Genomic DNA, 25,146 nt, shown 5'->3' on the forward strand with positions numbered 1-25,146 from the left:
TCACCGCCGACGGCCGGCGGCCGGAATCCTGCGGCTGCGGTGCGCGGCGCGCGGGTTGTCGCCGTGGTATGGAACTTGCCAGTTGCGGGAAACCCCACCTCAGTCAGGAGCCTGCCATGTCCGCCTCGCTCAAGGCCAGGATCGCCGAAGTCTTCGACGAGCCCGGTTGCGACAAGAACCAGGGAAAAAGCGCGAAGGAGCGCAAGAAGGGCTGCACGAAGCAGTTGTCGCCGGGCGCGGCGGCGGGCGGCTGCGCGTTCGACGGCGCGAAGATCGCGTTGCAGCCGGTGGTCGACGTCGCGCATCTCGTGCACGGGCCGATCGCATGCGAGGGCAACTCGTGGGACAACCGCCACGCGTCGTCGTCGGGATCGACGCTCTATCGCACCGGCTTCACGACCGACATCAACGAACTCGACGTCATCTACGGCGGCGAGAAGCGGCTGTTCCGGAGCGTGCGCGAGATCATCGAGAAATACGATCCGCCCGCCGTGTTCGTTTATCAGACCTGCGTGACCGCGCTGATCGGCGACGACATCGAGGCGGTCTGCCAGCGCGCGGCGGAGAAGTTCGGCAAGCCGGTGATCCCGGTGAACGCGCCGGGTTTCGCGGGGCCGAAGAACCTCGGCAACAAGCTCGGCGGCGAGGCTCTTCTCGATTACGTGATCGGCACGCGCGAGCCGGAATACACGACGCCGTACGACATCAACATCATCGGCGAATACAACCTGTCGGGCGAACTGTGGCAGACGAAGCCGCTCCTCGACGCACTCGGCATTCGCGTGCTGTCGTGCATTTCCGGCGACGGCCGCTACAACGAGATCGCCAGCGCGCATCGCGCGAAGGTCAACATGATGGTGTGCTCGAAGTCGATGATCAACATCGCGACGAAGATGCAGCAGCGCTACGGCATCCCGTACTTCGAGGGCTCGTTTTACGGGATCGGCGACATGAGCGACACGCTGCGCCAGATCGCGAAGCTGCTGGTGCAGCAGGGCGCGCCCGCTGACCTGCCCGAACGCGCCGAACGGCTGATCGCGGCCGAGGAGGCGCGCGCGTGGGCGCGGATCGCGAAGTATCGCGAGCGGCTGCAGGGCAAGCGCGTGCTGCTGATCACCGGCGGCGTGAAGTCGTGGTCGGTGGTGGCCGCGCTCCAGGAAGCGGGGCTGGAGATCGTCGGCACCAGCATCAAGAAAAGCACGAAGGAGGACAAGGAGAAGATCAGGGAGATCATGGGCGACGAAGCGCACATGATCGACGACATGACGCCGCGCGAGATGTACAACCTGCTGCGCGACGCGAAGGCCGACATCATGCTGTCCGGCGGCCGCTCGCAGTTCGTCGCGCTGAAGGCGCGCATGCCGTGGCTCGACATCAACCAGGAGCGCCATCATCCGTACGGCGGCTACGAGGGCATCGTCGAACTCGTGCACGAGATCGACCGCGCGATCCACAACCCGGTGTGGCAGCAGGTGCGCCGGCCGGCGCCGTGGGGCGACGACGGCGAGACGCTCGGCGCGGTGAACGCGTCGGCGCAGCCGGCCGTGCAGCAGACCGGGCGGCCCGCGCCGCTGCGCGCCGGCGTGCGCGCATGGGCGATGGGCCTCGAACCGGGCGTGGCGGCCTGAACGCGACGGAGAACGAACACCATGGCCGTCGTCGTCGAATCCAAAAAAGCCTGTGCCGTCAATCCGCTGAAGATGAGCCAGCCGCTCGGCGCGAGTTTCGCGTTCATGGGGCTCGACGCCTGCATGCCGGTGATGCACGGCTCGCAGGGCTGCACGTCGTTCGGTCTCGTGCTGCTGGTGCGCCATTTCAAGGAAGCGATCCCGTTGCAGACCACGGCGATGAACGAGGTCACCACCATTCTCGGCGGGTACGAGAACATCGAGGCGGCGCTGCTGAACATCCGCAAGCGCGCCGCGCCCAAGATCATCGCGATCTGCTCGACCGGGCTTACCGAAACGAAGGGCGACGACGTCGACGGTTATCTGGCGACGGTGCGCAAGCGCAAGCCCGAACTCGACGATACCGAGTTCGTGTACGTGTCCACGCCGGACTACGTCGGCGGCTTCGAGGACGGCTACCGGCACGCGGTCGCCGCGATCGTGAAGACGCTGGTCAAGCCGCTGCCCACCGTCGCGCGGCAGGTCACGCTGCTGCCGGGCAGCCATCTGTCGCCGGGCGACATCGACGAGTTGCGCGAGATCGTCGGTGCGTTCGGGCTCGATGCGATCGTGCTGCCGGACCTGTCGCGCTCGCTCGACGGCCACATCGCGCCGGACTGGCGCGGCACGACGCTGGGCGGCACGACGCTCGACCAGATTCGCGCGGCGGGCGCGTCGGCGTTCACGATCGGCGTCGGCGAGCAGACCCGCGAAGGCGCGCAGGCGTTGCAGACGATCGCCGGCACGCCGTTCGACGTCTTCGAGCGGCTGACCGGGCTCGAACCCAACGACCGGCTGTTGCTGCGTCTCGCGCAACTAGCGGGCCGGCCGGTGCCGGAGAAGTATCGCCGGCAGCGCAGCCAGTTGCTCGACGCGATGCTCGACGGCCACTTCTACACCGGCGGCATCAAGGTCGCGCTCGGCGCTGAGCCGGACCTGCTGCTCGCGCTCGGCGCGCTGCTGCACGAGATGGGCGCGGAACTGACCGTGTGCATCAGCACGACCGCGTCGCCGTCGCACGCATGGCTGCCGGCGCGCGAGGTCGTGCTGGGCGATCTGGAAGACATGGAGCGCGCGGCGGCCGGCTGCGACCTGCTGATTACGCATTCGCACGGCCGGCAGATGGCGGAGCGGCTCGGCAAGCCGCTGCTGCGCGCTGGCTTTCCGGTGTTCGATCGGGTGGGCAACGCGCATCGCTGCCAGGTCGGTTATCGCGGCACCATGAACCTGATCTTCGAGATCGCGAACCTCATGATCGAGCAGATTCCGCATCGCCATCCGGGCGACTGGCCGCTGCCGCAGGCGTCGGTCGATCTGGCCGCGCGCGATCCCGCGCGTGAAGTGAAGATTCCGGTCGTCGCGGCCGGCACGTGAACGAACGTCACGAGGAACCCACCCCATGAAAATTGCATTCGCGACCCAGGACAAGGTGCATGTCGACGCGCACTTCGGCTGGGCGAAAAGCATCGTCACGTACGACGTGACCGCCGACGGCCACACGTTCGTCGACACGTTCGACTTCGGCGGCAAGCTCGAAGAGGACGGCGACGAGGACAAGCTCGCGCCTAAGCTCGAAGCGGTGAAGGACTGCGCGATCCTGTACGTCGCCGCGATCGGCGGCTCGGGCGCGGCGCGCGTGGTCGCGCTGAAGATTCACCCGATCAAGGTTGCGCAGCCCGAACCGATCGAGGCCATTCTCGCGAAACTGCGCGACGTGCTGAACGGCACGCCGCCGCCGTGGCTGCGCAAGGCGCTCGCGAAGGACGGCGGGCGCTCATACGATTTCGAAGCGGACGACGAGGTATCCCATGGCTGAAGCCCTCACCGACCGGACGGCTCCCGACGCGGCCCGCGACGACGCGCTGCTCGCGACGCCGTTCGTCCAGCAGCTGATCCGGCAACTGCGCGCGCAGGACACCCACGGCACGTGGGAGCGCAAGAGCGACCTGCAACTGCTGAAGCCGTACATCCTGACGCCGGAAGAGCGCCGCGCGATTCCGATCATGGGCGACCCGGACCCGGAGACGCTGTGGCACCTGGAGCTGTTCTACAACGCGATCGCGGTGGCGATCGAGCGCGAGACCGGCCAGATGGTGTCGCCGATGATGAAGATGAGCCACGAGGGTTTCGGCCGGATGGTGCTGATCGCGGGGCGGCTCGTGGTCGTCAACAAGCAGTTGCGCGACGTGCACCGCTTCGGTTTTCCGTCGCTCGCGAAGCTGGCCGACGCGGGCGGCCGGTTCCTGACCGAAGCCGTGGAGATGATCCGGGCGTATCCGGCCGTTGCGCAGTACGGCGTCTGAGCGGAGAGAACACGATGACCGATGCTGACGAACTGAAGGCGCGTTTGAAGAAGCTCAACGCGCAGGCGACGCAGGCGAAGATGGACCTGCACGATCTGTCCGAGGAACTGCCGACGAACTGGGAGCAGATTCTCGCCGTCGCGCAGCGCTGCCATGACGCGCACGCCGCGTTGATGGACGCGCGCAGGGCCGCCGCCGCGGCTTCCGCGTGAAGCGCGGGAGGCGACGATGAGCGATACCTTCAGCGTGACGCTGCCGAGCGGCGAGACGTGGACGCCGACTTTCGTGTCGACGCTCGACGAGGAGAAGTGCATCGGCTGCGGGCGGTGCTTCCGCGTCTGTCCGCGCGGCGTGCTCGAACTGGTCGGCCTCGACGACGAGGGAGTCCACATTCCGCTGGACGGCGACGACGAAGACGATGAGTACGAAAAGAAAGTGATGACCATCGCGCACCGCGAACGGTGCATCGGCTGTACCGCGTGCGCGAGGATCTGTCCGAAGAAGTGCTATACGCACGCGGCCGCGCCGGTCTGAACGAGTCCGGCGATGGACTTCCACGCGACCCTGATGCGCCACGCGGTGAGCGCCGACAGTCCCACCGTGCTGGCGCTCGCCGGCGTGCTGTCGGCGGCGTTCGACGAGGACGGCGTGCGCGTGCTGCCGATCCGCGGCCTGGATGCGCGCGCGAGCCGCTGGTTGCTCGCGCACTGGTTTCCCGGGGCGGATGCGGCGCTGTCGCTCGCGTGGGACGGTCCGGTCGAGGCGGCGCGGCGCGGCTCGCGGTACGACGAGGTCGAAGACCTGGTGACGCTGTTCATCGAGCATGCCGACCCGCGCGCCGGCGCGCGCGACGAGGTGGCCTGCGTCGCGCACGCGCTCGCGTGCGCGTGCCTCGGCGAGAACCATCTGTGGCAGGACCTGCGGCTTCCGTCGCGACGCGAGCTGTCCGCGCTGCTCGGCTACTGGTTCCCGCGGCTCGCCGCCAAAAACGTCCACGACATGAAGTGGAAGAAGTTCTTCTACAAGCAGTTGTGCGAACTGGAAGGGCTGTTCGTCTGCAAGGCGCCGAGTTGCGGCGTGTGCGCCGACTACGCGCGTTGCTTCGGGCCGGAGTAGGGCGGCTGGGTCACGCGTCCAGGCCTGCTCCTTGCTTTGTCGTGGCTATCGTTATGTATCGCGGTATATAACCGACAAACTGGACAGGACACCCGACACGCCCATGGATCCGACCTCTGAGGCCGCGCCGCGTGCGCGCTGGACACCCTGTACGCGCGCCTGTTACCGGACCCTGCACTGGCCGGTCGCGCAGCCTTCGCGCGACCGGAGCGTGCGGGCCACGCATGCCGCGCGTGCGGTCTGCCCGCCGCTGCCGGCGCCGCCGCACCGGCTGCTCGCGATCTGCGAGGAAGCCGGGCTGCGCGAACTGGTACGCCAGCACATGTGGCGCCTGCGCACGACGCCGCTTTTCGTCCACGCCGGCGACTGCTTCGATTGCGTGACCGAGCGGGTGGCGGACTATGTCGTCGAGGCCTGCGGCGGGCCGCTCTACTACAGCCAGCGTCATGCGCATCTACAGGCGGGCGCGGGGCTGCCGCTGCTGCTCGACGAGGATGGGCGGGAACTGTGGCTCGTGCAGCTGTGGCACGCGTTCGACGACGTGAACTTCCCGCCGGCGCTGCGCGCGGATTTCTGGGGCTGGGCCGAGCCGCTGTCGGTGCATCTGCTCGCGCCGCGCGCGCGTCACGACGGGCTCACCCGCTATGCGTACGACACGGTGCGCAGCTGGTTTGCGACGTCGACGTCGCAGGCTTGTCCGCCGGACGACGGCGCGCGATGACTGCGTCGCCGGCATGCGGGCGGCCGACGGCGAATCCTGCCGCGCCGCTCGCCGAGGTGAACGTCGCCAGCCTGGCGCACGAATTGCAATGGATCGAATGGATGCGGATCGATGGCGAGATGCTCGACGCGCTGCTGACCGGGCGGCGTTTCGTCTACATCGGCGGCCGGCCCGCGAGCGGCGGCATGTTCGTGCCTCACGTCGCGTTGATCGACGCGGACCGCAGCGAGCGGGCCGACCGGTTTGCCGCGTTGTGTGTCGCCCCGCGCGGATGCGGTGCCGTGCGCGCCCGGCACCATCGGCCCCGGCTGGCTTGTCGCGCTGCGCGCCGTCTGTGCGCGTCGAACGTCGCGAGTTTCATCGCGTGTCTGTTGAGGGGGGAGCGCCGGCGGCATGAGCCTTCGGCGGCGTCGCTGTCGACGCAAGGGTGCCGCACGCTGCGCCGGGCATGCGGTTGATTGGCCGGTCCCGGTTCTGCGCCGACGCCGGCCCGCGGACTTGAATCGCTGAACCAGACAATGTCGGATCTACTACAACGCTATGGTGTGTTTCTGAACGTCGAGAACCCCGACGACGACGCGCGCGACGCGCTTCGGCAAACCGTCCGGACCGGAGGCGCGGTGGAGCAGATGGGGTTTCACGACGTGTGGGTGGCCGAGCACCACAACAGCCCGTTCGCGATCGGCAGCGCGTTGACCGTGCTGCTTGCGCAGATCGCGGCCTGCACGTCGACGATCCGGCTCGGCACCGGCGCATCGCTGCTCGCGCTGAACGATCCGTTGCGCGTCGCCGAGGACATCGCGTCGCTCGACCTGCTGAGCGGCGGACGCATCGAGTTCGGCGTCGCGCGCGGCGGCCCGTTTCCCGCGCAGTACCGTTCGGCGGGCATCGCGTCGGCGGACGCGGCGCGCGAGCGCATGCACGAGGCGCTCGCGCTGATCCGGCGGCTGTGGACCGAGCCGCAGACCCGCTTCGACGGACGCTTCTTCCACTGCGAGGACGTCGCGGTCTATCCGCGCCCGCTGCAGCGCCCGGTGCCGGTGTGGCTGGCGAGCCTGAGCGGGGATTCCCCGCGTATCGCGGCGGAGCACGGTTATGGCCTGATGGCGACGCCGTCGGCGGATCTCGGTCAGGTGGCAGAGCAGGTGGCCGCCGAACGCGCGCGTCGCGGCGCGTTTCCGTTCGCGATCGCGCGTTTCTTCCATTGCGACGACGACAGCCGCCGCGCGATCGAACACGGCGTCGCGGCGGTGCGCGCCTACCCGCGGCTGATGGGCGTGCAGTTCCCGCCGGGCAGACTGCCGCCGATGTTCGCGCCCGACGCGCCCGAGGCCGTGATCCTCGCGAACGCGATCATCGGCGATCCCGGGCAGTGCGTGGCGCGCGCCAAACAACTGGGCGAGCGGCTCGGCCCGCACCGGTTGCTGCTGAAGCCGGCGACGCACGACGCGAACGAAGCGCGGGCATCGCTCGCGCGGTTCGCCCGCGCAGCCGGCCTGACCTGACCTGACCGCGCCCGACTCTCTGCCCGGACCGGCCCGCGAATGGCCCACATCTTGCGGTACGTGATGTGTAGCCCGATTCATAACGCGGAGTGTCGGTAATGTCGGATTCCCTACAGCGGATGGACTGGTCGCCGTTCTGGCTGTCGCTGCGGGTCGCGGGCGTCGCCACGGCGCTCGCGCTCGTCGCCGGCGTCGCGCTCGGCTGGCTGTTCGCGCGCCGGCGTTTTCCCGGCGGCGCCGTGCTCGAAGCGGTCTGCATGCTGCCGCTCGTGCTGCCGCCGACCGTGATCGGCTACGCGCTGCTGGTCGCGGCGGGGCGGCGCAGCGTCGTCGGCGGCTGGCTGTACCGGCAGGCCGGCTACACGATCGTCTTCAACTGGCATGGCGCAGTGCTCGCGTCGGCCATCGTCGCGCTGCCGCTCGTGCTGAAGTCCGCGAACGCCGCGTTCGCGGGCGTGGACCGGTCGCTCGAAGCGGCGGCGCGGACCCTGCGCCAGTCGCCGTGGTCCGTGTTCGTGCGCGTCACGCTGCCGCTCGCGTGGCCCGGCATCCTCGCCGGCACGCTGCTCGCGTTCGCGCGCGCGATGGGCGAATTCGGCGCGACGCTGATGGTGGCCGGCGACATCCTGCACCAGACGCAGACGCTGTCGATGGCGATCTACGACGCGATGCAGGACGGCCGCGATCAGGCCGCGCTGTTTCTGGTGTTCGTCACGTCGACGCTATCCGTCGCGGTGCTCGTGCTGTCCGGCCGCTTTTTCTCTGTTCGCTGATTTCGTGGGGTCCTTCGTGAAACGTCTTCGCGTCTTTGTGTTCGTCTTTCTGGTTGCGGCGCTGCCGTCCGTCGCGCTCGCGCAGCAGCTCACCGTGTCGGCCGCAGCCAGCCTGACCGACGCCTTCAACGAAGTGGGCGCGAAGTTCGAGGCCGCGCATCCGGACGTGACGGTGCGCTTCAACTTCGCGGCGTCGGGCGTGCTGTTGCAGCAGATCCGTCAGGGCGCGCCGGTCGACGTGTTCGCGAGCGCCGACGAGCAGACCGTCACGCGCGGCATCGAAGCCGGACTGTTCGACGCGTCCACGCGCCGCGACTTCGCGACCAATGCGCTGGTGCTGATCGTGCCGGCCGCCCAGGGCTCGCCGGTGAAGAGGGTGACCGACCTGGTGAACCCGGCGGTGCGGCGGATCGCGATCGGCAAGACGTCCACCGTGCCGGTGGGCCGCTACACGCAGCAGGCGCTCGAAAAGGCGCTGCTGTGGGACGCGCTCGCGCCGAAGTTCGCGCAGGCCGACAGCGTGCGCCAGGTGCTCGACTATGTGTCCCGGGGGGAGGCCGAGGCCGGTTTCGTCTATCGCACCGACGCCGTGCTGATGCCGGGCAAGGTCGAGATCGTGCAGGCGGTCGGCGGACACGATCCGGTGACCTATCCGGTCGTCACGGTCAGCGCCAGCCGCGAGCCGGCGCTCGCGAAGGCGTTCGTCGACTACCTGATGAGCCCCGCCGCGCAGGAGGTCCTGAGACGCTACGGCTTCTCGCAGTCCTGACGCCGCCGCACGATGATCGACATCGATCTCGATGCGACCGTCTCCGACGGCGCGCGGCATTTCACGCTGGCGATGCGCTTCGTGTCCGACGCGGCGGTGATCGCCCTCTACGGACCTTCGGGCGGCGGCAAGTCGATGACGATGCAGGCCATCGCCGGACTGCTCAGGCCGCAGCATGGACGCGTGTCGATCGGCGGCCGCGTGTTGTTCGATTCGGCGCAGCGCATCGATCTGCCGCCCGAGCAGCGCGGCATCGGTTATCTGTTCCAGCACTACGCGTTGTTCCCGCACTTGAGCGTGCGGGAGAACGTCGCGTTCGGGCTGACGAACTGGCGGCGCCGGAGGCTTGCGCCGGACGACGCCCGCCGCGTCGACGACCTGCTGGAGACCTTCGGCCTCGCCGCACTGGCGGCGAGCCGCCCCGCGACGTTGTCCGGCGGCCAGCAGCAGCGCGTCGCGCTGGCGCGCGCACTGGCGTGCCGACCCGGCCTGCTGCTGCTCGACGAACCGTTTGCCGCGCTGAATCCGCTGCTGCGCGACGAACTGCGCAGGCAATTAGCCGGTGTGTTCGCGCGCTGGCAGATGCCGGTCGTGATGATCACGCACGACATCGACGACGTGCTCGCGCTCGCGCATGTCGCGTTCGTCGTCGAGCATGGCAGCGTCACCCGCGAGGTCGATGTGCGAAGCGGCGAGTCGCGCGCGGCGACGGCTCGCGCGCTGCTGCCCGGACGGATCGCGGAGCCGCCCGGCGGACCTGCGCGCCGCGTGCGCGAACTGCTGCACGTGCAGGCGGAACGCTGACATGCGCAGGAACGCGTCCGTTGCCGGCGGGGCGACGTTGCTCGGCGCCGAGTTGACGCTGGCCGGCCGTCTCGATGCGCGTTTCTTCGCATTGCTGGAGGCGATCGACCAAACCGGTTCGATCAACCGCGCGGCCCGCACGGCGGGCTATAGCTACAAGGGCGCGTGGCTGCTGCTGGAGAGCGCGGCGAATCTCGCCAGCCAGCCGCTGATCGAAACGGGCACGGGCGGCAAGGGCGGCGGCGGCACGCGCCTCACGCCGGCGGCGTTCATGCTGCTCGACGCGTGGCGTCGGCTGCAGGCGGCAAACCGGGCTTTCCTGCACGAGCAGGAAGCGTGGCTCAACCAGTTGCCGGCGGTGGCCGGCCTTCTCAGGAGAATCGCAATGAAGACGACCGCGCGCAACCAGCTCGCCGGGACGATAGACGCCGTGGTGCCGGGGCCGGTCACGACCCAGGTGTCGGTGACGATACCGGGCGGCGAACAGGTGGTCGCCACCGTCACGACGGCCGCGGCAGGGCGGCTGAAGCTCGAACCCGGAAAGGAGGCGATCCTGCTGATCAAGTCGTCGGCAGTGGTGCTCGTGCTCGACTTCGCGGGTTATTCGCTGTCGGCGCGGAATCAGTTTTCCGGCACGATTTCGCGGGTGGAGCGCGGCGCGGTTTCGTCGCTGGTCGTGGTGACGCTGCCGGGCGGGACGAACCTCACGGCGAGCGTCACCAACGACGCCGTCGATGCGCTGGCGCTCGCGGTCGGGATGCCGGCGACGGCGGTGTTCAAGGCCTATTCCGTTATGGTGGCGGTCGCCGGGTGAGAGCGTCAGGGCGTGCCGGTCGGACATCCGGCGTTTTGCGCATGGCGACCGTTAGCAAATCTTTACATGCGATCGCCGTCATATTGAACCCAAAATAATCGGCGCCGACGTGGCATCTTCCATATGACGCATTCGCATCGGCGCCGAATACCGGTTCTCGCAAAGAGATCAGACGAACTCAGGTATGCTTTTCAACGCCGAGATGGTCACGCAAATGTTTTCCGGTATATTCCTTGCGGAAAATTCCGCGACGCTGCAACTCCGGCACAACCTGCGAAACGAAGTCTTCGGTGCCTTGTGGAAAATGCGTGGGAACCGCAAGAAAGCCGTCGCAGGCGTCATTGTCGAGCCATTCCTGCATGGTGTCGGCGATAGTCGTGGGAGCGCCGACCAACTTCATGTAGCTGCCTTCCGCAAAACGTCGAGCGGTTTGCAGAATCGAGAGATTTTCTCCCCGGGCCAGGTTGATGATTGCGTCTCGATGAGACTTGCCTGCGTTGGTTTCCGGCAGGTCGGGCATCGGGCCATTGAGGTCATAGTCCCTGAAGTTAAGACCGCCGGAATGCGGCGCCAGGTGCGTGATGGCCAGCTCTTCAGGAATGAGGTCCCGCATCCGGGTGCGAAAATCTTCGGCTTCCTGATCGGTTTTTCCGACAATGGGAGTGATGCCAGGCAGGATCTTGATCTTGTCGGGGTCGCGGCCGAATCTCACCGCCCGCTGCCGGATGTCTTCGCGGAAGGCTCGACTCGCCTTCATGTCCGTTTGCAAAGTGAAAACCACGTCGGCCGTCCGCGCCGCAAGTTCCCGTCCTGGTTCGGACGAGCCGGCCTGGAATATGACCGGCCGACCTTGTGGACTTCTTCCCATCGTGAGCGGGCCACGCACCTTGAAGAATTTCCCTTCGTGCTTCAGGAAATGCATTTTCTCCACGTCGAAGTACACGCCGCTCTTTTTGTCGCGGATGACGGCGCCTTCGTCCCAGCTGTCCCACAATCCGTTGACTACATCGATGAACTCGCTGGCCCTTTCATAGCGAAGTGAATGCTCCAGATGCGCATCCAGACCGAAGTTTTGGGCCTCACTCTCATTGAAGGACGTGACGAGATTCCAGCCAGCCCGGCCATTGCTGATGAAGTCAATGGATGCAAACCGGCGAGCGAGATTATAGGGCTCGTTGAAGCTTGCGGTTGAAGTCGCTGCAAGGCCGAGATGGGTTGTGGCCATGGCGAGCGCTGGCAGCAGCATCATCGGATCGAAATGCATTGCCCGCGGATTGGCGGCCCCGTAGGTATCACCGTTCATGATGTTGTTGCTACGCGGGATGGCAGCCTGATCTTCAAAGAAAATGGCATCGAGTTTGGCCGCCTCAGCGAGCTTTGCTGCCCGAACATAATGCTCAATACCAAGATCGACTTCCGGAATCGCATCGGGCAGGCGCCAGGCACCGAGATGCTGCCCCGGAAAAAGAAAGAGCGCCAGGCTCATCATCCTGTTGTTCATCAGACTTCCTTGTTTAACGGATCGTTTGCTCAACTCAAATCGGCGAGGCTCGCGTGGCAATAATGTTTACCAAAGCCGCCCGAACTTGCCTGGATTCCCTGGTTGTCCATCCCAGGCTCCGGGAAGGTATGGGGGCGACTCCAGATTCAACCGGCCCTCTCCCGCAGGCGCACTCAAGAGCGATACAGGTGAGAGCTGTCAAGAGAAAGGGATCTCTACCTCATGCACCCCATCATATTACAAATAAATGTGGTGTACCACACATTCGTAACGGGGAGCGAACGCAATAGTTGTGCCAAGATATTTTATGTGCGCTTCGCAGCCAGAAATGCCGTTTCGGGTAGCAATTGTTTCATCCACGCGGTGGGAGTCCCTTCGTCGTGCATTCGCGGCACCGCTTTGGATCGCGGAGATGAGATTTTGCACCAAAGATGGGTACACCACATATCTGCGCGAAGTGGGTCAAACAGCGGACGTAATGAGCGCAGGAAATTACGAGCCATGCCGCTGTGATGGCGTAGGGATTTTGATGGCGAGCTTTCCACTCCTTGAAGTTCACTGCATTCATTTGCGGCCGGTCGATACCTTAAGAGCCGGGCCGTGTTTGATATCGACACCGTTCGAATTCCAGCTTCCCGGCGCAGAAAACAACCGGGGAGTTACCGGCAATCTCGGGCAGTGGGTCGAAGGGGGCAGTACACGGCTGACTCGTGCCGGCAATCAGCCGCGCTTCGTGCAGCGAGGGGCGTCACATCTCCGGCGCCGTTCAGTGCAACCCAGCCGGATTGGAGATCCGCAGCCTCCACCCACCGTCGCGGCCCTTTTCCATGACCTGTGTAGCAGTGCCGCGTTCTTCGTGATCGCGACCGTCCGGTAGCGCCACGTTCAGGGTCCAGTCGAGCAGGATGAGAGCTATGTCGCCGCTCGTCAGTACACGGCGCACTTCGTTACGGATGTGCGGGCGCAATGACAGCAACTGGGCCAGGCCGACGCGCAAACTGGCGGGGCTTTCCTGCACCACCTCGCCATTCGTCATTCGCATCGTGGCCTGGTTGCTGAACATAGCGAGCAAGGCATCGAGATCGCCGGCGTTCAGCGCGGCATCGAAAGCGACCGGGACCTGCTCGGGCGAGTGGCACACGACTGACCGGCTCTCGATCGCAGCGACGAATCGTGCGATGAGCCGCGCGACCTCGGCTGGCGCTTCCAGCGGCGACAGGTGTCCCGTTCCGGGCAGGACGTGCATCGCCGCATGCGGGAGGCGAGGCAGCAGCTCTGCCTGCAGTGTTGCGACGCGATCCACCTGGTCCAGCTCGCCGGAGATGACGATGGTCGGCGCGTCGATCGACGCCGTCGCCGCGGTAATGTCTTCGCGCATGGCCACTTCGGGCCAGCCCGCCTTGGCCTGCGGCGCGCCCTTCAGACTGTCCTCGATGACCTGCTCACGGTGAGCGGCGTCGAGCGGTTTCGCGGTCAATACGTGATCGATGACGAATTCCACCGATTCGCGCGTTTGATAGGCGCCGGTCAACGTCGCCCGTTGGGCGTCGGAAAGGAGCATCGGCGACGGCGGCGACGGCGCGACGAGCACAAGACCTTCGAGGCCGTCCGGCCGGCGCGAAGCGATAAGTTGAGCGACCTTCCCGCCCATCGAATGACCGATCAGAACGTAGCGCCGCAGTCCCAGTGCTTCGATAACGCCTTCGGCGTCAGCGGCGAGATCTGCAATGCGGTAGCCGTCGGCGGGCGCCTCGGAGTCGCCCCAGCCGCGGTGATCGGCGGCGACGATCCGATACCGGTCGGCCAGTTCGTCTGCTACCGCATCCCACGTGCGCGCCGAACCGCCGTAGTAGTGCAGGAACACCAGCGCCAACTCGCCGTTGCCCCGCTGGGTGACGTGAATCCGCGTACCGTTCGACTCGATTACCATTTTTGTGCCCTTGTCCGTTAGCTGATCCCAGCATGGTAGATTCGATTTCCTAATTCGATAATTGTCGGATCGGTGGGTTCAGTCGATAATCGGGTTATCGAATCAGAGGGCAACATGGACCGACTTACGAGCCTCGGCGTATTCGTCGCCGCTGTCGAAGAAGGCAGCCTCGCCGCGGCGGCCCGCCGCTTCGGGCTGTCGGCAGCGATGGCCGGCAAGCACGTGAGCGCCATCGAGGCCGAACTGAATGCACGGCTACTCCACCGCACCACACGGCGCTTGAGTCTGACCGATACCGGCCGGACTTACTACGAACGCTGTAAGCGGATTCTCGAAGCGTTCGACGAAGCGAAGCGGGAAGCGAGCGATTCGCAAGGCACGGCGCGCGGCGTGTTGCGCGTCGCGGCGCCTGTCACGTTCGGCGCGATGCACCTGGGCGAGGTCGTGGCGCGCTACATGGAGGACCATCCGCACGTCAACGTGGAAGTGCAACTCGGAGACCGTTATGTCGATCTCATCGATGCGGGCGTTGACGTCGCAATCCGGATCGGACGGCTGGAGGACCCGGGACTTGTGATGCGCAGGCTCGCGCCGTGCCGAATGGTCATGTGTGCTTCTCCCGCCTACCTTGAGCGCCACGGAACGCCGCGCAAGCCGGACGATTTGCTGGGCGCGCAACGGCTGGCGTTCAGCGAGGCCGTGACGGCCGGAGACTGGACACTGCGCGACCGCAAGAACCGCGCGCACGTCATCGACGGACCTTGCCGGATGACGGCCAACAACACCCAGATGCTGCTCGCCGCCGCGATTGCCGGAGCGGGCATTGTGTACGGCCCGACCTTCGTGTTCGGCGCGCACATCCGGCGCGGCGAACTTGTGGAACTGCTGCCGGCTTATCGCGCCGCTGACCTGACGATTCAGGCGGTTTATCCGGGCGCGCGGCGCATACCGCTCAAAGTGCGCCGGTTTGTCGATTACCTCGCCGGGACGTTCGGCGATGAACCGCCTTGGGATCGCAAGGAGATGCCTCAGAAGAGCGGCTGTTCCGGCTTCGAAAGCGGCCGTTGAGGAGGGGGCAGGTAAAAGCGGCCGCTCAGGGTCGATGACGGTCCGACACCGGCCCATAGGGCAGTATCTGGATCAGCGGCTCGACGGCATCGCGGGTGCGGCGCCCGGCTTCCCGGACGCTCGCGCGCTCGTGACGGCTGCAATCGACCGCGTGCAGAGGGTCGGGGATAGCTGACGCGACGTCATGCATGCGAGCGGGTATCGCAGGCGTCCATCGGCGACAGACACCGCGCGAAGTGGCCACGCTAATGCCACGGCACGTTCACGCAGCGATGGGCGTGCAGCCTGAGCGCCACCGCCGGTTGGACCTCGCAGCACGCGAGCCATGAGGCCTGCTAGAAAACAAGCGCAACGATGCCCGAAGCGAGCAGCAGCGTACTCACCGCGCGGTCGAACCAGCGGGCCGGCAACCGCTGGCCGATCCGTTCGCCGGCGCATACGCCGAACGCAAAAGCGGGCAGGAGCCATGCGGCCGTCGCCAGATGCGCGACGCTCACGCGTCCCTCGGCGGCAAGGACCACGGCCGAGCCGCAGAACAGCAAAGCAAAAAATCCCAGCAGATTCGCGCGCAACGCGGAACCCTGCGCATTACCCGCGAAGTAATAGAACGCAGGAGGACCGCCAAGGCCGCCCAGCGCGGTCAGGACGCCGCTCGCCAGGCCCGCGCCGAGTATCGGCATCCAGCCGCTGCGATGACGCCAGCGCCACCCCGCCACGTGCATTGCGGTAACCGCAAGCACCGAGCAGGCGACCAGCCGCCGCGCCGCGTGCACGTCGACATGGGCCAGTGCGCGCGCGCTGGCGCCGGCGCACAGCACCGCGACGAGGCCGAGCGGCACGACCGCGCGCCAACCGGTTTGCGTGTGCCACTGGCGCACACCCTGCAAAGAGGTCGCCGCGTGCGCCAGCACGATCAGCACGCCGGCGTCCGGCACGGCGATCAGCAGGCTGTACAGCGGCGCCATCACGAGCGCGCCGCCAAATCCGGTTAGTCCTTTCGCGATGCCCGCCAGCGCCGCGATCGCGGCCAGCACCGCGATCAGCGCGGGCGGATAGGGCGCATGCATGGCAACGCACGGTTATAGTGAAGCGATCGTGTCGCGCAATATGCGCACCGTCGCATCGACGTGCTCGCGCGTGAACACGAACTGCGGCGCGAGAATCGCACAGTCGCCGGTGGTCTTCAGGTGCAGGCCGTTGTCGAACAGTTTCTTCTGCAAGTCGTAACCGCGCTGACCCGGCGCGCCGTCCGCTTTCACGTCGATGCCGGCGATCATGCCGAAGCCGCGTATGTCGGTGACGGTCGGCAATTCGCGCAGCGTCGCGACCTGTTCGAGGAAATAGCCCGACAGTTCGCGGGCGCGCTCGAACAGCCGCTCGTCGCGATAGATGTCGAGCGCGGCGAGCGCCGCGGCGCACGACACCGGATGCGCGGACCATGTGTAACCATGAAAGAACTCGATCGCGCCGTCGGGTGCGCCGTTCACGATGGCGTCGTGCACGTGGTCCGCAACCGCGACGGCAGCCATCGGCACCGCGCCGTTGGTGATCGCCTTGGCCATCGTGATGAGGTCGGGCTTGACGCCGAAGCTCTGCGCGGCGAACGGCTCGCCGGTGCGGCCAAAGCCGCAGATCACTTCATCGAACACCAGCAGGATGCCGTTCGCTGTGCAGATCTCGCGCAGGCGTTCGAGATAGCCAACGGGGGGCACCAGTACGCCCGTCGAGCCGGCGACTGGCTCCACCACGCACGCAGCGATGTTTTCTGCGCCATGCAACTGGATCAGCCGCAGCAGATCGTCGGCGCGCTCGCGGCCGAACTGCGGCTGGCCGGACGCGAAGCGGTTTTCTTCCATCCACGTATCGCGCATGTGGACGACGCCGTGTACGACATTGCCATAGGCGCGGCGGTTGTTGACCATGCCCGACAGCGCGACGCCGCCGAAGTTGACGCCGTGATACGCGCGCTCGCGCGACACGAACATCGTGCGGCCCGGCGCGCCCTTCGCGCGCTGATACGCGAGACAGATCTTCATCGCGGTATCGACCGCTTCGGAACCCGAACTGACGAAGAACAGTTTGTCGATGTGCGCCGGGAGCAGCGCCGCGAGGCGATCGGCCAGCTCGAACGATTTCGGATGCGCCCGCAGGAAGCTTGGCGTGAAGTCGAGTTCGAGCAACTGGGCGTGCACCGCATCGGCGATTTCGCGCCGGCCATGGCCGGCGGGCGTCGTGAAAAGGCCCGAGCCCGCATCGAGAATCGCGCGGCCGGCCGGATCGTAGAAATACTGGCCTTGCGCGCGGGCGAAAAGTTTGGGGTCGCTCTTGAACTCGCGGTTCGGCGTGAAAGGCAGCCACTGATGCTTCATCGACGGCGTCTCGGCCCCGGCGGGCGACGCGAACGGCGGAACGGCGGCGAGCGTGCTCATGGCGGCAAGTCCTCGGAAAAAGATTTCGGCCATGATTGCAAGTTTTTTGGCGCCAGCATAATGCCACCACGATCTATCGATGGTGCCAGAGGGGGCAGGGCGTGCGCGGAGGCGAGTACGAACTGATGTGGCGGCAACTGCTGCCCGCGCGCGACGGCTCGCCATTGCAGGTCCAGCTACGCACGGCGCTCGTCAACGCGATGCTCGACGGCCGTCTGCCGATCGGACTGCGCCTGCCGTCCGGCCGCGAACTCGCGCAGCTTGCGCGGGTGTCGCGTAATACCGTCGTGCTGGTTTACGAACGGCTTGTCGCGGACGGTTATCTCGAAGCGCGCCCCCGCGCGGGATACTTCGTCAGCAATGGCGTCGAGCGCGCGGCCGTGCGCAGCGTGCCGTCGTACGATGCCCCCGATCCGCCCGACTGGGCCGCGCGCATGCAGACGAGCGTCGCCGCTCACCGCGCGCTGCGCTGGCTCGACCGTCCGGACGGCTGGCGGCGGTTCCGCTATCCGTTCGTGTTCGGGCAGTTCGATCCGAAGCTGTTTCCGCTCGCGGACTGGCGCGAATGCAATCGTCAGGCGCTGGAGGTGGCTGCTGTCGAAGCGTGGGGCCACGACGGCGAGGGCCACGATTCGCCGATCCTGATCGACCAGTTGATCCGGCGCGTGCTGCCGCGCCGGGGGATTGCCGTCACGCCCGACCAGATACTGCTGACGCTCGGCACGCAGCATGGTCTCTATCTGCTCGCGGAACTGTTCGCGGCGCCCGGCACGCGGCTCGGCATCGAGGATCCGGGCTATATGGACGCGCGCAACATCTTCATGCGGCGCGGCGCGGACATCTCGCCGCAACCCGTGGACGCGCACGGGTTATGCGTGACCGATACGCTGGCGTCGTGCGATTACCTCTACTGCACGCCGAGTCATCAATGCCCGACCGGCGTGACGATGAGCACCGACCGCCGCGTCGCGTTGCTGGCGCACGCGGCGCGCCACGATCAGGTGATCTTCGAGGACGACTACGATCCCGAGACGCAATACGTCGGGCAGCCGCTGCCGGCGCTCAAGGCGATCGACAAGTCCGGTCGTGTGATCTATCTGAGCAGCCTGTCGAAGATGCTCGCGCCCGGCCTGCGCATGGGCTATGTGGTCGCGCCCGCGGAGGTTATCGCGAAGCTGCGGGTGCTGCGGCGTCTGATGATCCGCCAGGCGCCCGGCAACAACCAGCACGCGGCGGCGCTGTTCATCCAGCAGGGCTATTACGACCGGCTGCTGCATCAGACGCGCGAGGCGCTGGCGGCGCGCGCCGCCGTGCTGACCGACGCGCTGGCGAAGCATCTGCCGGAGGCCGCATACGGCGTGCCGCACGGCGGCTCGTCGGTGTGGCTGCGCCTGCCGGGCCGTATCGATACGCTCGCGTTGCGTGCGGCGGCCATTGCACAGGGGCTGTGGTTCGATCCGGGCGAGCCGTTTTTCCACGAAGCGATGACCGAGCCGTGGATACGTGTCGGGTTTTCGTCGATTCCGCTGGAGCGGATCGCGCCCGGCATCGAAGTGCTTGCGCGGCTGGTGAATGCGCACGCGCGGCGTGGCGCGCGCTGAAAACGTTTCGGCTGGGCAGCGCGAGGCACCGGGATCGCGGTGGTGCATCGGCGCACAGCAAGAGGTCCGCACGGGGCCGGCTGCACTGCTTTAGCGCGGCACTGGCGGAACGCATGCGGATTCCAGACGCGTGGGGGCCATGTCGTCGCAACGTTCGCGCGGATGAAAGCCAGTCAAGGACGCAAGTTTGCCGCTGGACCAATCGATATCCGGCGCTGGCACCATCGGCTGGTCGGAAACCTGCATTACCTCGATGCCATGGCGCGCTGCACCGCCATGCCGCCGACTCTTCCAGACAATCGAGGATTATCGAATGAGACCATTCGTTGAACGTGTCATCTCCGCCGTGTCGGACATGGCAACGGGGCGTCGCCTTGCCCATGCCGTCGTTTCGCTCGCGGTCGCGTGCGTATCGGTGCACGCGCTGGCGGCCGACAAGGAAGTGACCATCGCCTATCAGGACATGATGGTGCCGTGGCGCTATGCGCAACAGGCCGACGAAGCCGCGAAGGAGACCGGCTACAAGGTCACGTATCGCAAGTTCGGCGGCGGGGGCGACGTGATCCGCGCGATGGCGTCGGGCAACGTGCAGCTTGGCGAGGCCGGTTCGAGTCCGGTTGCCGCCGGCTTGAGCCAGGGCCTGCCCATCGAACTGTTCTGGATCCTCGACAACATCAACGACGCGGAAGCGCTGGTGGCGCGCAAAGGTTCGGGCGTGACGACGGTCGCGCAACTGAAGGGCAAACGTCTCGGCGTGCCGTTCGTGTCGACCAGCCACTTCCATGCGCTGCTCGCGCTGAAGCAGGCCGGTCTGCAGCCGGGCGACGTCAAGGTGCTGAACATGCGTCCCGCCGAAATCGCCGCCGCGTGGGAGCGCGGCGACATCGATGCGGCCTACATCTGGAATCCGGTGCTGCAGCGCGTGGAAGACAGCGGCACGGTTCTCACCACGTCGGGCAGGATCGCGAAGCAAACGGGGCTCGCGACCTTCGACGGCTTTGTCGTCAACCGCGACTGGGCCAAGGCCAATCCGGAGTTCATGACGGCGTTCGTGAAGATTCTCGCGAACGGGGACGCCGATTATCGCGCGCATCCTGATCAATGGCTGGGCGACACCGCGAAGGGGAAGGCGGTGGCGGCCGTGTCGGGCGGCGAGCCGAAGGACGTGGCGGCGTCGCTCGCGCTGTATCAGTTCCTGAGCCCGCAGCAGCAGGCGTCGAATGCCTGGCTGGGCGGCGGCAGCGCCGGCGGAGCAGCCCGGTCACTGCTCGCGACCGCGAACTTCCTGAAGGAACAAAAGACGCTGCAATCGACGCTGCCGGACTATTCGGTAGGCGTCACCGATCAATACGTGAAGGTTGCGGAAAAGTAGCATCGGCACACGACGCCCATGCGCGGCACGGGTGGGCGCCGCGCGCCGCGTTCATTGCAACACTCTTGTCGGGATGGGCGAATCATGCTGGAAATCAACCAACTGGCGGTCGAATATCGTTCGCGCAAAAGCGCGCCGCATCTTGCGCTCGATGACGTGTCGCTGTCCGTCGCGCCGGGCGAGTTCGTGGTTGCGCTCGGCGCGTCGGGTTGCGGCAAGACGACCTTGCTCAACACGATTGCGGGTTTCGTCGCGCCTACGCGCGGCGAGGTGAGACTGAACGGCCAGCCAATCGACGGCCCCGGTCACGAGCGCGGCGTGGTGTTCCAGAAGCACGCGCTGATGCCATGGATGAACGTGATCGAGAACGTCGAATTCGGACTGCGCCTGCGCAAGATGCCGCTCGATGAGCGTCGGCGCATCGGTATGGAATGCCTGCGCCGCGTCGGGCTTTCGCAGGTCGCGCAACGTCCCGTGTACGAACTGTCGGGCGGCATGCAGCAGCGCGTCGGCGTGGCCCGCGCGATCGCGTCGTCGCCGCAGGTGATGCTGCTCGACGAACCGCTCGGCGCGCTCGACGCGTTTACGCGCGAGTCGATTCAGGAACTGCTGCTGAACCTGTGGTCGGATGCGCAGCGGCTCTTTTTCTTCATCACGCACGATGTGGAGGAGGCGCTGTTTCTCGCGACGCGCCTGATCATCATGGCGCCGAACCCGGGGCGCATCGTGCATGAAATCGAGCTGCCGTTCAGCCGGGAATACATCGCGAATCGCGATGCTCGCGCGACCAAGGCCAGTGCGGCTTTCATCGCGATGCGCGAGCGCGTGCTCACGATGATCCACGAAACGTCCGCGACAGAGGAGGTGCACTGATGGCCGCGACCCAGGGCAGGACGCTGCGACGTGCAGGCGCGGAAGAGGGCGCGGGTTCACAGGCCGGGCAGCACGCATCGGACAGCAGGCCGAAGAAGCGCAGGCGCAACAGCACCGGTTTGCCGGGTGAGGGAGAGACGTGGACGATCAGCGTCGCGACAACCCTGGTCCTGTTTGCGCTGTGGTGGTGCGCGACGCACTTCGGCTGGATCAAGCCGCTCTTTCTGCCGTCGCCGGCGGCGACTTTCGACGCGTTCATCAGCGCGGTCAAGGGAGACACGCAGGGCAATACGCCGCTCGTCGAGCATGTGGAAATCAGCATCATCCGCGTGCTCGCCGCGTTCGTGCTCGCCGTGGTGACGGCGGTGCCGATCGGCATCGCGATGGGGACGTCCCGCATCGCGCGCGGCATCGCCGATCCGTTGATCGAGTTCTACCGGCCGCTGCCGCCGCTCGCCTATCTGCCGCTGATCGTGATCTGGCTCGGCATCGACGAGAGCGCGAAGATCACGCTGATCTTTCTCGCCTGTTTCGCGCCGCTGGCGATGTCGGCGAAGGCAGGCGTGCGCTCGGTGGCGATCGAGCAGATCAACGCGGCGCGCTCGCTCGGCGCGACGCGCTGGCAATTGCTCACGCTCGTCGTGCTGCCCGCCGCGTTGCCGGAAATCCTCACCGGCATGCGGATCGCGATCGGTTTCGGCTGGACCACGCTCGTCGCCGCCGAGATGGTCGCCGCGACGGCGGGCCTCGGCCAGATGGTGCTCAACGCGTCGAACTTCCTGCGCACCGACATCGTCATCATGGGCATCATCGTGATCGGCATACTGGCGTACTGCTTCGATCTGCTGATGCGGCGCGTCGAGACTGCGCTTACGCCGTGGAAGGGGAAGATGTGAATGAGGTCGCCACGGCATCTCTACGCCGGCCTCTTTCGAAAGAGAAACGGATAGCGCCCGGGAAACTGACGCTGGTCTTTGTCGTAACGAGTCAGCACGCCATGCGTTCGGTAGTTGATATTCGGCGGTTGCCGTTGGCGTGGCATTCACAATCCAGCGTCGGCCCGGAATCGGCGTAGCGCTCGTTCATCGCCGGCGCTCCCTGATGGATGTCCGGCGTTCAAACTATCTAAAACACGACATTTCTATTTAGCGGAAACCCGACATTTCTATTTGGGACATGTCGAGGCCATTCTGAAGTGTCGTAGCGGCAGCAAAGTAGAAGTGTCGTCGCTGTGCCTTTGCTATCTCCTTGACTAGCTTTTGAGTACAGCGTCCTGGAGGCTGACTGTCGTTCTGCCAATCGCGGTGTTCAGATCCTCAACCGTGATCTCCCGCTGCTTCTTTGTCCCGGCCTTGCGCTCCTTCAGCTTCGGCGCCTGCCCCTGATTGGTCCGTGACGGCGAGCCTGACGCGCGCCGGTTATCGCGATCGGCCTGAACCAGTTGCGCGACCTGCAGCACGTGACCCAGCCGCTTGTGGTCGACGACCGCGCCCTGATCGATCTCCGAGAGCCGGTCATAAGGCGTGCAGGGAAGGGCGACACCGTCAGCGCGAATCTCGATGCGACCGTCCGGATATTCATACACATCGATGTAGCGTCCGACCAGCCTGCGGTTCGCGTCCGTGTCTTCAAGCAGGTAGATCACCCGGTCGTACTGCAGCGTCAGCGAGCGCGTGACGCGCCGCGGTTCACGCCACGTCAGGATGGTGTCGAGATTCTCATCTGTGCGCAGCGGCCGGTGAGCATTGAACGCGCTGCGTGGTACCTTGCCAAAGCGCGTGTTGTAGTCGGCGATGAAGCGGGGCGCGTAAGCGTTGGCCGCTTCCCGCGTGTCGATCTGGCGTAACCGTAGTTCCTTCACCAGGCGGTCCTGCAGCGTCAGGTTCGCGCGTTCAACACGCCCCTTGGCCTGGCTTGAATTTGCGCACAACCCGTCAATGTTCAGTTCGAACATCGCCCGGCCAAAGTGCGTCACACCTTTGCCTCCCGTGGTCGCCGTCTGCGTCGAGCGGAATACGCTCGCCTTGTCGCTGTAGAACGCGACTGGCTTGCCGTGCAGCTCCAGATACGCCCGTGTCGCCTCGAAGTAGCTGAAAGTCGATTCGGTCGCCGTGAAATGCAGCGCCATGATCCGGCTGGTGGCGTCGTCCACATAGACCAGCAGCGTGCACGCCGGCGCCCGCTCCTCAAACCAGCGATGATCGCTGCCATCGATCTGGATCAGTTCGCCCAGACACGATCGCCGCGCCCGTGGCTGGTAGATCTTCGGTGGCCGCTGCCGGCGTGGAATCCACAGTCCGACCTCCGTCATCAGGTGACGCACCGTTTCCTTCGACAGCACCAGCCCATGACATTCGCGCAGATTCTCGCACGCCAGCGTCGGGCCAAAATCCGGGTAACAATCCCGAATCAGGTTCAACGCGCGCTCGGCCACGCCATCTGCCAACTGGTAGTTGCTCGGATGCCCACGATGCCGTGACAGCAGTCCCGAGGCGCCCTGGCTGCGATAGCGCACCGTCAGCCGCTCAACCTGGCGCCGGCTCAGATGGAGCCGCTCAGCGGCCTGCCACGTCATCAGCAGCCCATCGGCCAGCGACTGGATTGTCCTGAGCCGGTCTACCTCGCGCATCGTCATGGTGATTGTCCCGGATGTCGTCATGCGAGCCTCCCATCAAAGGTCAGCCAGCATGACATGCGACGTTTCAGCTTTGCCCAGATACGACATTACAGCTTTGCCGCAACACTAAAAATATCGATAATTTATATTATGTAATATTATTCCAGCGCCCGACACATCGCGCATAGCCGAAACTCATCGGCATGGGATTGCATGAAGGCGTACCTTGCCTTTACCCCTTGGCAAAGATGCCCGCTGCGCCTGGTTCAAGGAACATCCCGAGATCGCTGGCCGCCTCGGCGAATCGTTCGACCAGGAAATCCAGCAGCACACGCACTCGCGGCGCCATGTACCGGGTATGCGGATAAAGCGCATGCACCGGAACGTGAGGGGTATTCCACTCGGGCAGCAGGATCGTAAGCCGTCCCGCCTGAAGATCGGCGCCGATGTCCCAGATCGATTTCATCGCGATGCCATAACCGTCCACTGCCCATTCGCGCGCCAGCGCGCCGTCATTGGTCTCGCGTGCCGTCGACAGCGGCACCACATACGTTTCCGTCTCGTCGCCGCGGCTGAAGCGCCATTCGTTCGCTGACGACGCCCCCGTACCCAGCACGATGCAGTCGAAACGTCCCAGATCGCGCGGATGCTCGGGCGCGCCGTTCGTCGCCACATAAGCGGGCGACGCGCAAAGCACCCGACGGTTCGGCGCGAGGCGCCGCGCGACCAGCGAACTGTCAGGCGGCACGCCGAAACGGATCGCGAGGTCGATATCGTCGTGCAGCAGGTTCGACAGCGAATCGGACAGCACGACCGACAGAACCACCTCCGGATGCTGCCGGTTGAATGCGTCGAGCCACGCCTTGAGGACATGACGGCCGAAGTCCGAGGTCGCGGCAATGCGCACCTTGCCCCGCACGATGCTCCTTCCCGCCTGCAGCGCCGTGTGCGCATCCTCCAGCGCCTGGACCGCCTGCTGGCAATGAACGAGATAGGTGCGCCCCTCCTCCGTCAGACGCAACTGCCGCGTTGTCCGCTCGAACAACCGCGTGTTCAGGTGCGCTTCGAGCCGGACCAGCCGCGCGCTTGCCGCAGCCGGCGACAAGCCCAGCTTGCGCCCGGCAGCGGACAGGCTGCCCAGACTGGCCGCTTCGACAAAGAGCCGGATATCGGCAAGGCTTTCCACGATATTTCCAGTTTTATTGAAAATGATTCAAATCTCAGCCCAATTATCAAAGCGCAGCCGTGTTTGCACAATGGGGCACTTCTTCAGTCAGCAACGC

General features: G+C 65.8%; 25 protein-coding genes and 1 pseudogene. 20 read left to right on the forward strand and 6 right to left on the reverse strand.

What is annotated here, in order from left to right:
* Nucleotides 1-116: 116 nt before the first annotated feature.
* The 14 genes from nifE (at nucleotide 117) to BLV92_RS30075 (ending at nucleotide 10,472) form a co-directional block, all read left to right on the forward strand.
* Entirely contained in the window at nucleotides 117-1,628 is a 1,512-nt protein-coding gene (gene nifE / locus BLV92_RS30010) for a nitrogenase iron-molybdenum cofactor biosynthesis protein NifE (RefSeq protein WP_090552745.1), read from the forward strand.
* Nucleotides 1,629-1,649: 21 nt separating this feature from the next.
* Entirely contained in the window at nucleotides 1,650-3,041 is a 1,392-nt protein-coding gene (gene nifN / locus BLV92_RS30015) for a nitrogenase iron-molybdenum cofactor biosynthesis protein NifN (protein ID WP_090552747.1), read from the forward strand.
* Between the two features lie 25 nt (nucleotides 3,042-3,066).
* The gene (nifX, locus tag BLV92_RS30020) at nucleotides 3,067-3,483 is read left to right on the forward strand and encodes a nitrogen fixation protein NifX (RefSeq protein WP_090552748.1); all 417 of its coding nucleotides are present in this window, start codon (nucleotides 3,067-3,069) and stop codon (nucleotides 3,481-3,483) included.
* The gene (locus BLV92_RS30025; RefSeq protein WP_090552750.1) at nucleotides 3,476-3,970 is read left to right on the forward strand and encodes a NifX-associated nitrogen fixation protein; all 495 of its coding nucleotides are present in this window, start codon (nucleotides 3,476-3,478) and stop codon (nucleotides 3,968-3,970) included. Before nifX ends, BLV92_RS30025 begins: the two co-directional genes overlap by 8 nt.
* Before the next feature lie 14 nt (nucleotides 3,971-3,984).
* On the forward strand, nucleotides 3,985-4,182 hold the full coding sequence (locus BLV92_RS30030) for a CCE_0567 family metalloprotein (RefSeq protein ID WP_090552751.1): 198 nt from the start codon (nucleotides 3,985-3,987) through the stop codon (nucleotides 4,180-4,182).
* A 16-nt stretch (nucleotides 4,183-4,198) separates the two neighbouring features.
* Nucleotides 4,199-4,504 carry a ferredoxin III, nif-specific gene (gene fdxB, locus BLV92_RS30035; protein WP_090552753.1) on the forward strand — a complete coding sequence of 102 codons (306 nt, stop codon included), beginning with the start codon at nucleotides 4,199-4,201 and terminating at the stop codon, nucleotides 4,502-4,504.
* Nucleotides 4,505-4,516: 12 nt separating this feature from the next.
* Nucleotides 4,517-5,086, forward strand: a complete 570-nt coding sequence (locus tag BLV92_RS30040; protein ID WP_090552754.1) for a nitrogen fixation protein NifQ — start codon at nucleotides 4,517-4,519, stop codon at nucleotides 5,084-5,086.
* 103 nt (nucleotides 5,087-5,189) lie between these two features.
* Nucleotides 5,190-5,807, forward strand: a complete 618-nt coding sequence (locus tag BLV92_RS30045) for a globin family protein (RefSeq protein WP_177197899.1) — start codon at nucleotides 5,190-5,192, stop codon at nucleotides 5,805-5,807.
* On the forward strand, nucleotides 5,804-6,265 hold the full coding sequence (locus BLV92_RS30050) for a hypothetical protein (protein WP_090552756.1): 462 nt from the start codon (nucleotides 5,804-5,806) through the stop codon (nucleotides 6,263-6,265). The genes BLV92_RS30045 and BLV92_RS30050 overlap by 4 nt, the downstream gene beginning before the upstream one ends.
* Before the next feature lie 60 nt (nucleotides 6,266-6,325).
* Nucleotides 6,326-7,312 carry an LLM class flavin-dependent oxidoreductase gene (locus BLV92_RS30055; protein WP_090552758.1) on the forward strand — a complete coding sequence of 329 codons (987 nt, stop codon included), beginning with the start codon at nucleotides 6,326-6,328 and terminating at the stop codon, nucleotides 7,310-7,312.
* A gap of 98 nt (nucleotides 7,313-7,410) precedes the next feature.
* A complete protein-coding gene (gene modB, locus BLV92_RS30060; protein WP_090552759.1) occupies nucleotides 7,411-8,085 on the forward strand; it encodes a molybdate ABC transporter permease subunit in 675 nt (224 codons plus the stop codon).
* Between the two features lie 16 nt (nucleotides 8,086-8,101).
* A complete protein-coding gene (modA, locus tag BLV92_RS30065; protein WP_090553176.1) occupies nucleotides 8,102-8,854 on the forward strand; it encodes a molybdate ABC transporter substrate-binding protein in 753 nt (250 codons plus the stop codon).
* A 12-nt stretch (nucleotides 8,855-8,866) separates the two neighbouring features.
* Nucleotides 8,867-9,658: a sulfate/molybdate ABC transporter ATP-binding protein gene (locus BLV92_RS30070; RefSeq protein ID WP_090552761.1), complete on the forward strand. Its 792-nt coding sequence runs from the start codon at nucleotides 8,867-8,869 to the stop codon at nucleotides 9,656-9,658.
* Nucleotide 9,659: 1 nt separating this feature from the next.
* A complete protein-coding gene (locus BLV92_RS30075) occupies nucleotides 9,660-10,472 on the forward strand; it encodes a TOBE domain-containing protein (protein ID WP_090552762.1) in 813 nt (270 codons plus the stop codon).
* A 178-nt stretch (nucleotides 10,473-10,650) separates the two neighbouring features.
* On the opposite strand, the gene BLV92_RS30080 is transcribed toward BLV92_RS30075, so the two are convergent.
* Together BLV92_RS30080 and BLV92_RS30085 are read right to left on the reverse strand one after the other, a co-directional pair.
* A complete protein-coding gene (locus BLV92_RS30080) occupies nucleotides 10,651-11,973 on the reverse strand; it encodes an LLM class flavin-dependent oxidoreductase (RefSeq protein ID WP_090552764.1) in 1,323 nt (440 codons plus the stop codon).
* A gap of 766 nt (nucleotides 11,974-12,739) precedes the next feature.
* The gene (locus BLV92_RS30085) at nucleotides 12,740-13,903 is read right to left on the reverse strand and encodes an alpha/beta fold hydrolase (RefSeq protein ID WP_090552766.1); all 1,164 of its coding nucleotides are present in this window, start codon (nucleotides 13,901-13,903) and stop codon (nucleotides 12,740-12,742) included.
* Between the two features lie 114 nt (nucleotides 13,904-14,017).
* Here BLV92_RS30085 and BLV92_RS30090 point away from each other — a divergent pair, with 114 nt between their 5' ends.
* Entirely contained in the window at nucleotides 14,018-14,971 is a 954-nt protein-coding gene (locus tag BLV92_RS30090; protein ID WP_090552768.1) for a LysR family transcriptional regulator, read from the forward strand.
* A 335-nt stretch (nucleotides 14,972-15,306) separates the two neighbouring features.
* On the opposite strand, the gene BLV92_RS30095 is transcribed toward BLV92_RS30090, so the two are convergent.
* Both BLV92_RS30095 and aptA read right to left on the reverse strand, forming a co-directional pair.
* Nucleotides 15,307-16,038: a sulfite exporter TauE/SafE family protein gene (locus tag BLV92_RS30095; protein ID WP_090552770.1), complete on the reverse strand. Its 732-nt coding sequence runs from the start codon at nucleotides 16,036-16,038 to the stop codon at nucleotides 15,307-15,309.
* Between the two features lie 12 nt (nucleotides 16,039-16,050).
* Entirely contained in the window at nucleotides 16,051-17,400 is a 1,350-nt protein-coding gene (gene aptA, locus BLV92_RS30100; protein ID WP_090552771.1) for an omega-aminotransferase AptA, read from the reverse strand.
* Between the two features lie 101 nt (nucleotides 17,401-17,501).
* Between aptA and pdxR the strand changes: the two genes are divergently transcribed.
* The 5 genes from pdxR (at nucleotide 17,502) to BLV92_RS30120 (ending at nucleotide 22,142) form a co-directional block, all read left to right on the forward strand.
* Nucleotides 17,502-19,001 carry a MocR-like pyridoxine biosynthesis transcription factor PdxR gene (gene pdxR / locus BLV92_RS30105; protein ID WP_090552773.1) on the forward strand — a complete coding sequence of 500 codons (1,500 nt, stop codon included), beginning with the start codon at nucleotides 17,502-17,504 and terminating at the stop codon, nucleotides 18,999-19,001.
* Nucleotides 19,002-19,163: 162 nt separating this feature from the next.
* The gene (locus BLV92_RS32270) at nucleotides 19,164-19,331 is read left to right on the forward strand and encodes a hypothetical protein (RefSeq protein WP_167627166.1); all 168 of its coding nucleotides are present in this window, start codon (nucleotides 19,164-19,166) and stop codon (nucleotides 19,329-19,331) included.
* A gap of 25 nt (nucleotides 19,332-19,356) precedes the next feature.
* Entirely contained in the window at nucleotides 19,357-20,373 is a 1,017-nt protein-coding gene (gene tauA, locus BLV92_RS30110) for a taurine ABC transporter substrate-binding protein (protein WP_090553177.1), read from the forward strand.
* A gap of 84 nt (nucleotides 20,374-20,457) precedes the next feature.
* Entirely contained in the window at nucleotides 20,458-21,246 is a 789-nt protein-coding gene (locus tag BLV92_RS30115; protein WP_090552775.1) for a taurine ABC transporter ATP-binding protein, read from the forward strand.
* Nucleotides 21,246-22,142 carry an ABC transporter permease subunit gene (locus BLV92_RS30120; protein WP_090552776.1) on the forward strand — a complete coding sequence of 299 codons (897 nt, stop codon included), beginning with the start codon at nucleotides 21,246-21,248 and terminating at the stop codon, nucleotides 22,140-22,142. The genes BLV92_RS30115 and BLV92_RS30120 overlap by 1 nt, the downstream gene beginning before the upstream one ends.
* 352 nt (nucleotides 22,143-22,494) lie before the next feature.
* Here the strand turns inward: BLV92_RS30120 and BLV92_RS30125 are convergent.
* Together BLV92_RS30125 and BLV92_RS30130 are read right to left on the reverse strand one after the other, a co-directional pair.
* A pseudogene (locus tag BLV92_RS30125) lies at nucleotides 22,495-23,905 on the reverse strand (ISNCY family transposase); the annotation flags it as partial.
* A gap of 190 nt (nucleotides 23,906-24,095) precedes the next feature.
* Nucleotides 24,096-25,049, reverse strand: a complete 954-nt coding sequence (locus tag BLV92_RS30130) for a LysR family transcriptional regulator (protein ID WP_090552779.1) — start codon at nucleotides 25,047-25,049, stop codon at nucleotides 24,096-24,098.
* Between the last annotated feature and the right edge of the window lie 97 nt (nucleotides 25,050-25,146).

This window comes from Paraburkholderia caballeronis, assembly GCF_900104845.1.
In the GTDB taxonomy this organism is placed as follows: domain Bacteria; phylum Pseudomonadota; class Gammaproteobacteria; order Burkholderiales; family Burkholderiaceae; genus Paraburkholderia; species Paraburkholderia caballeronis.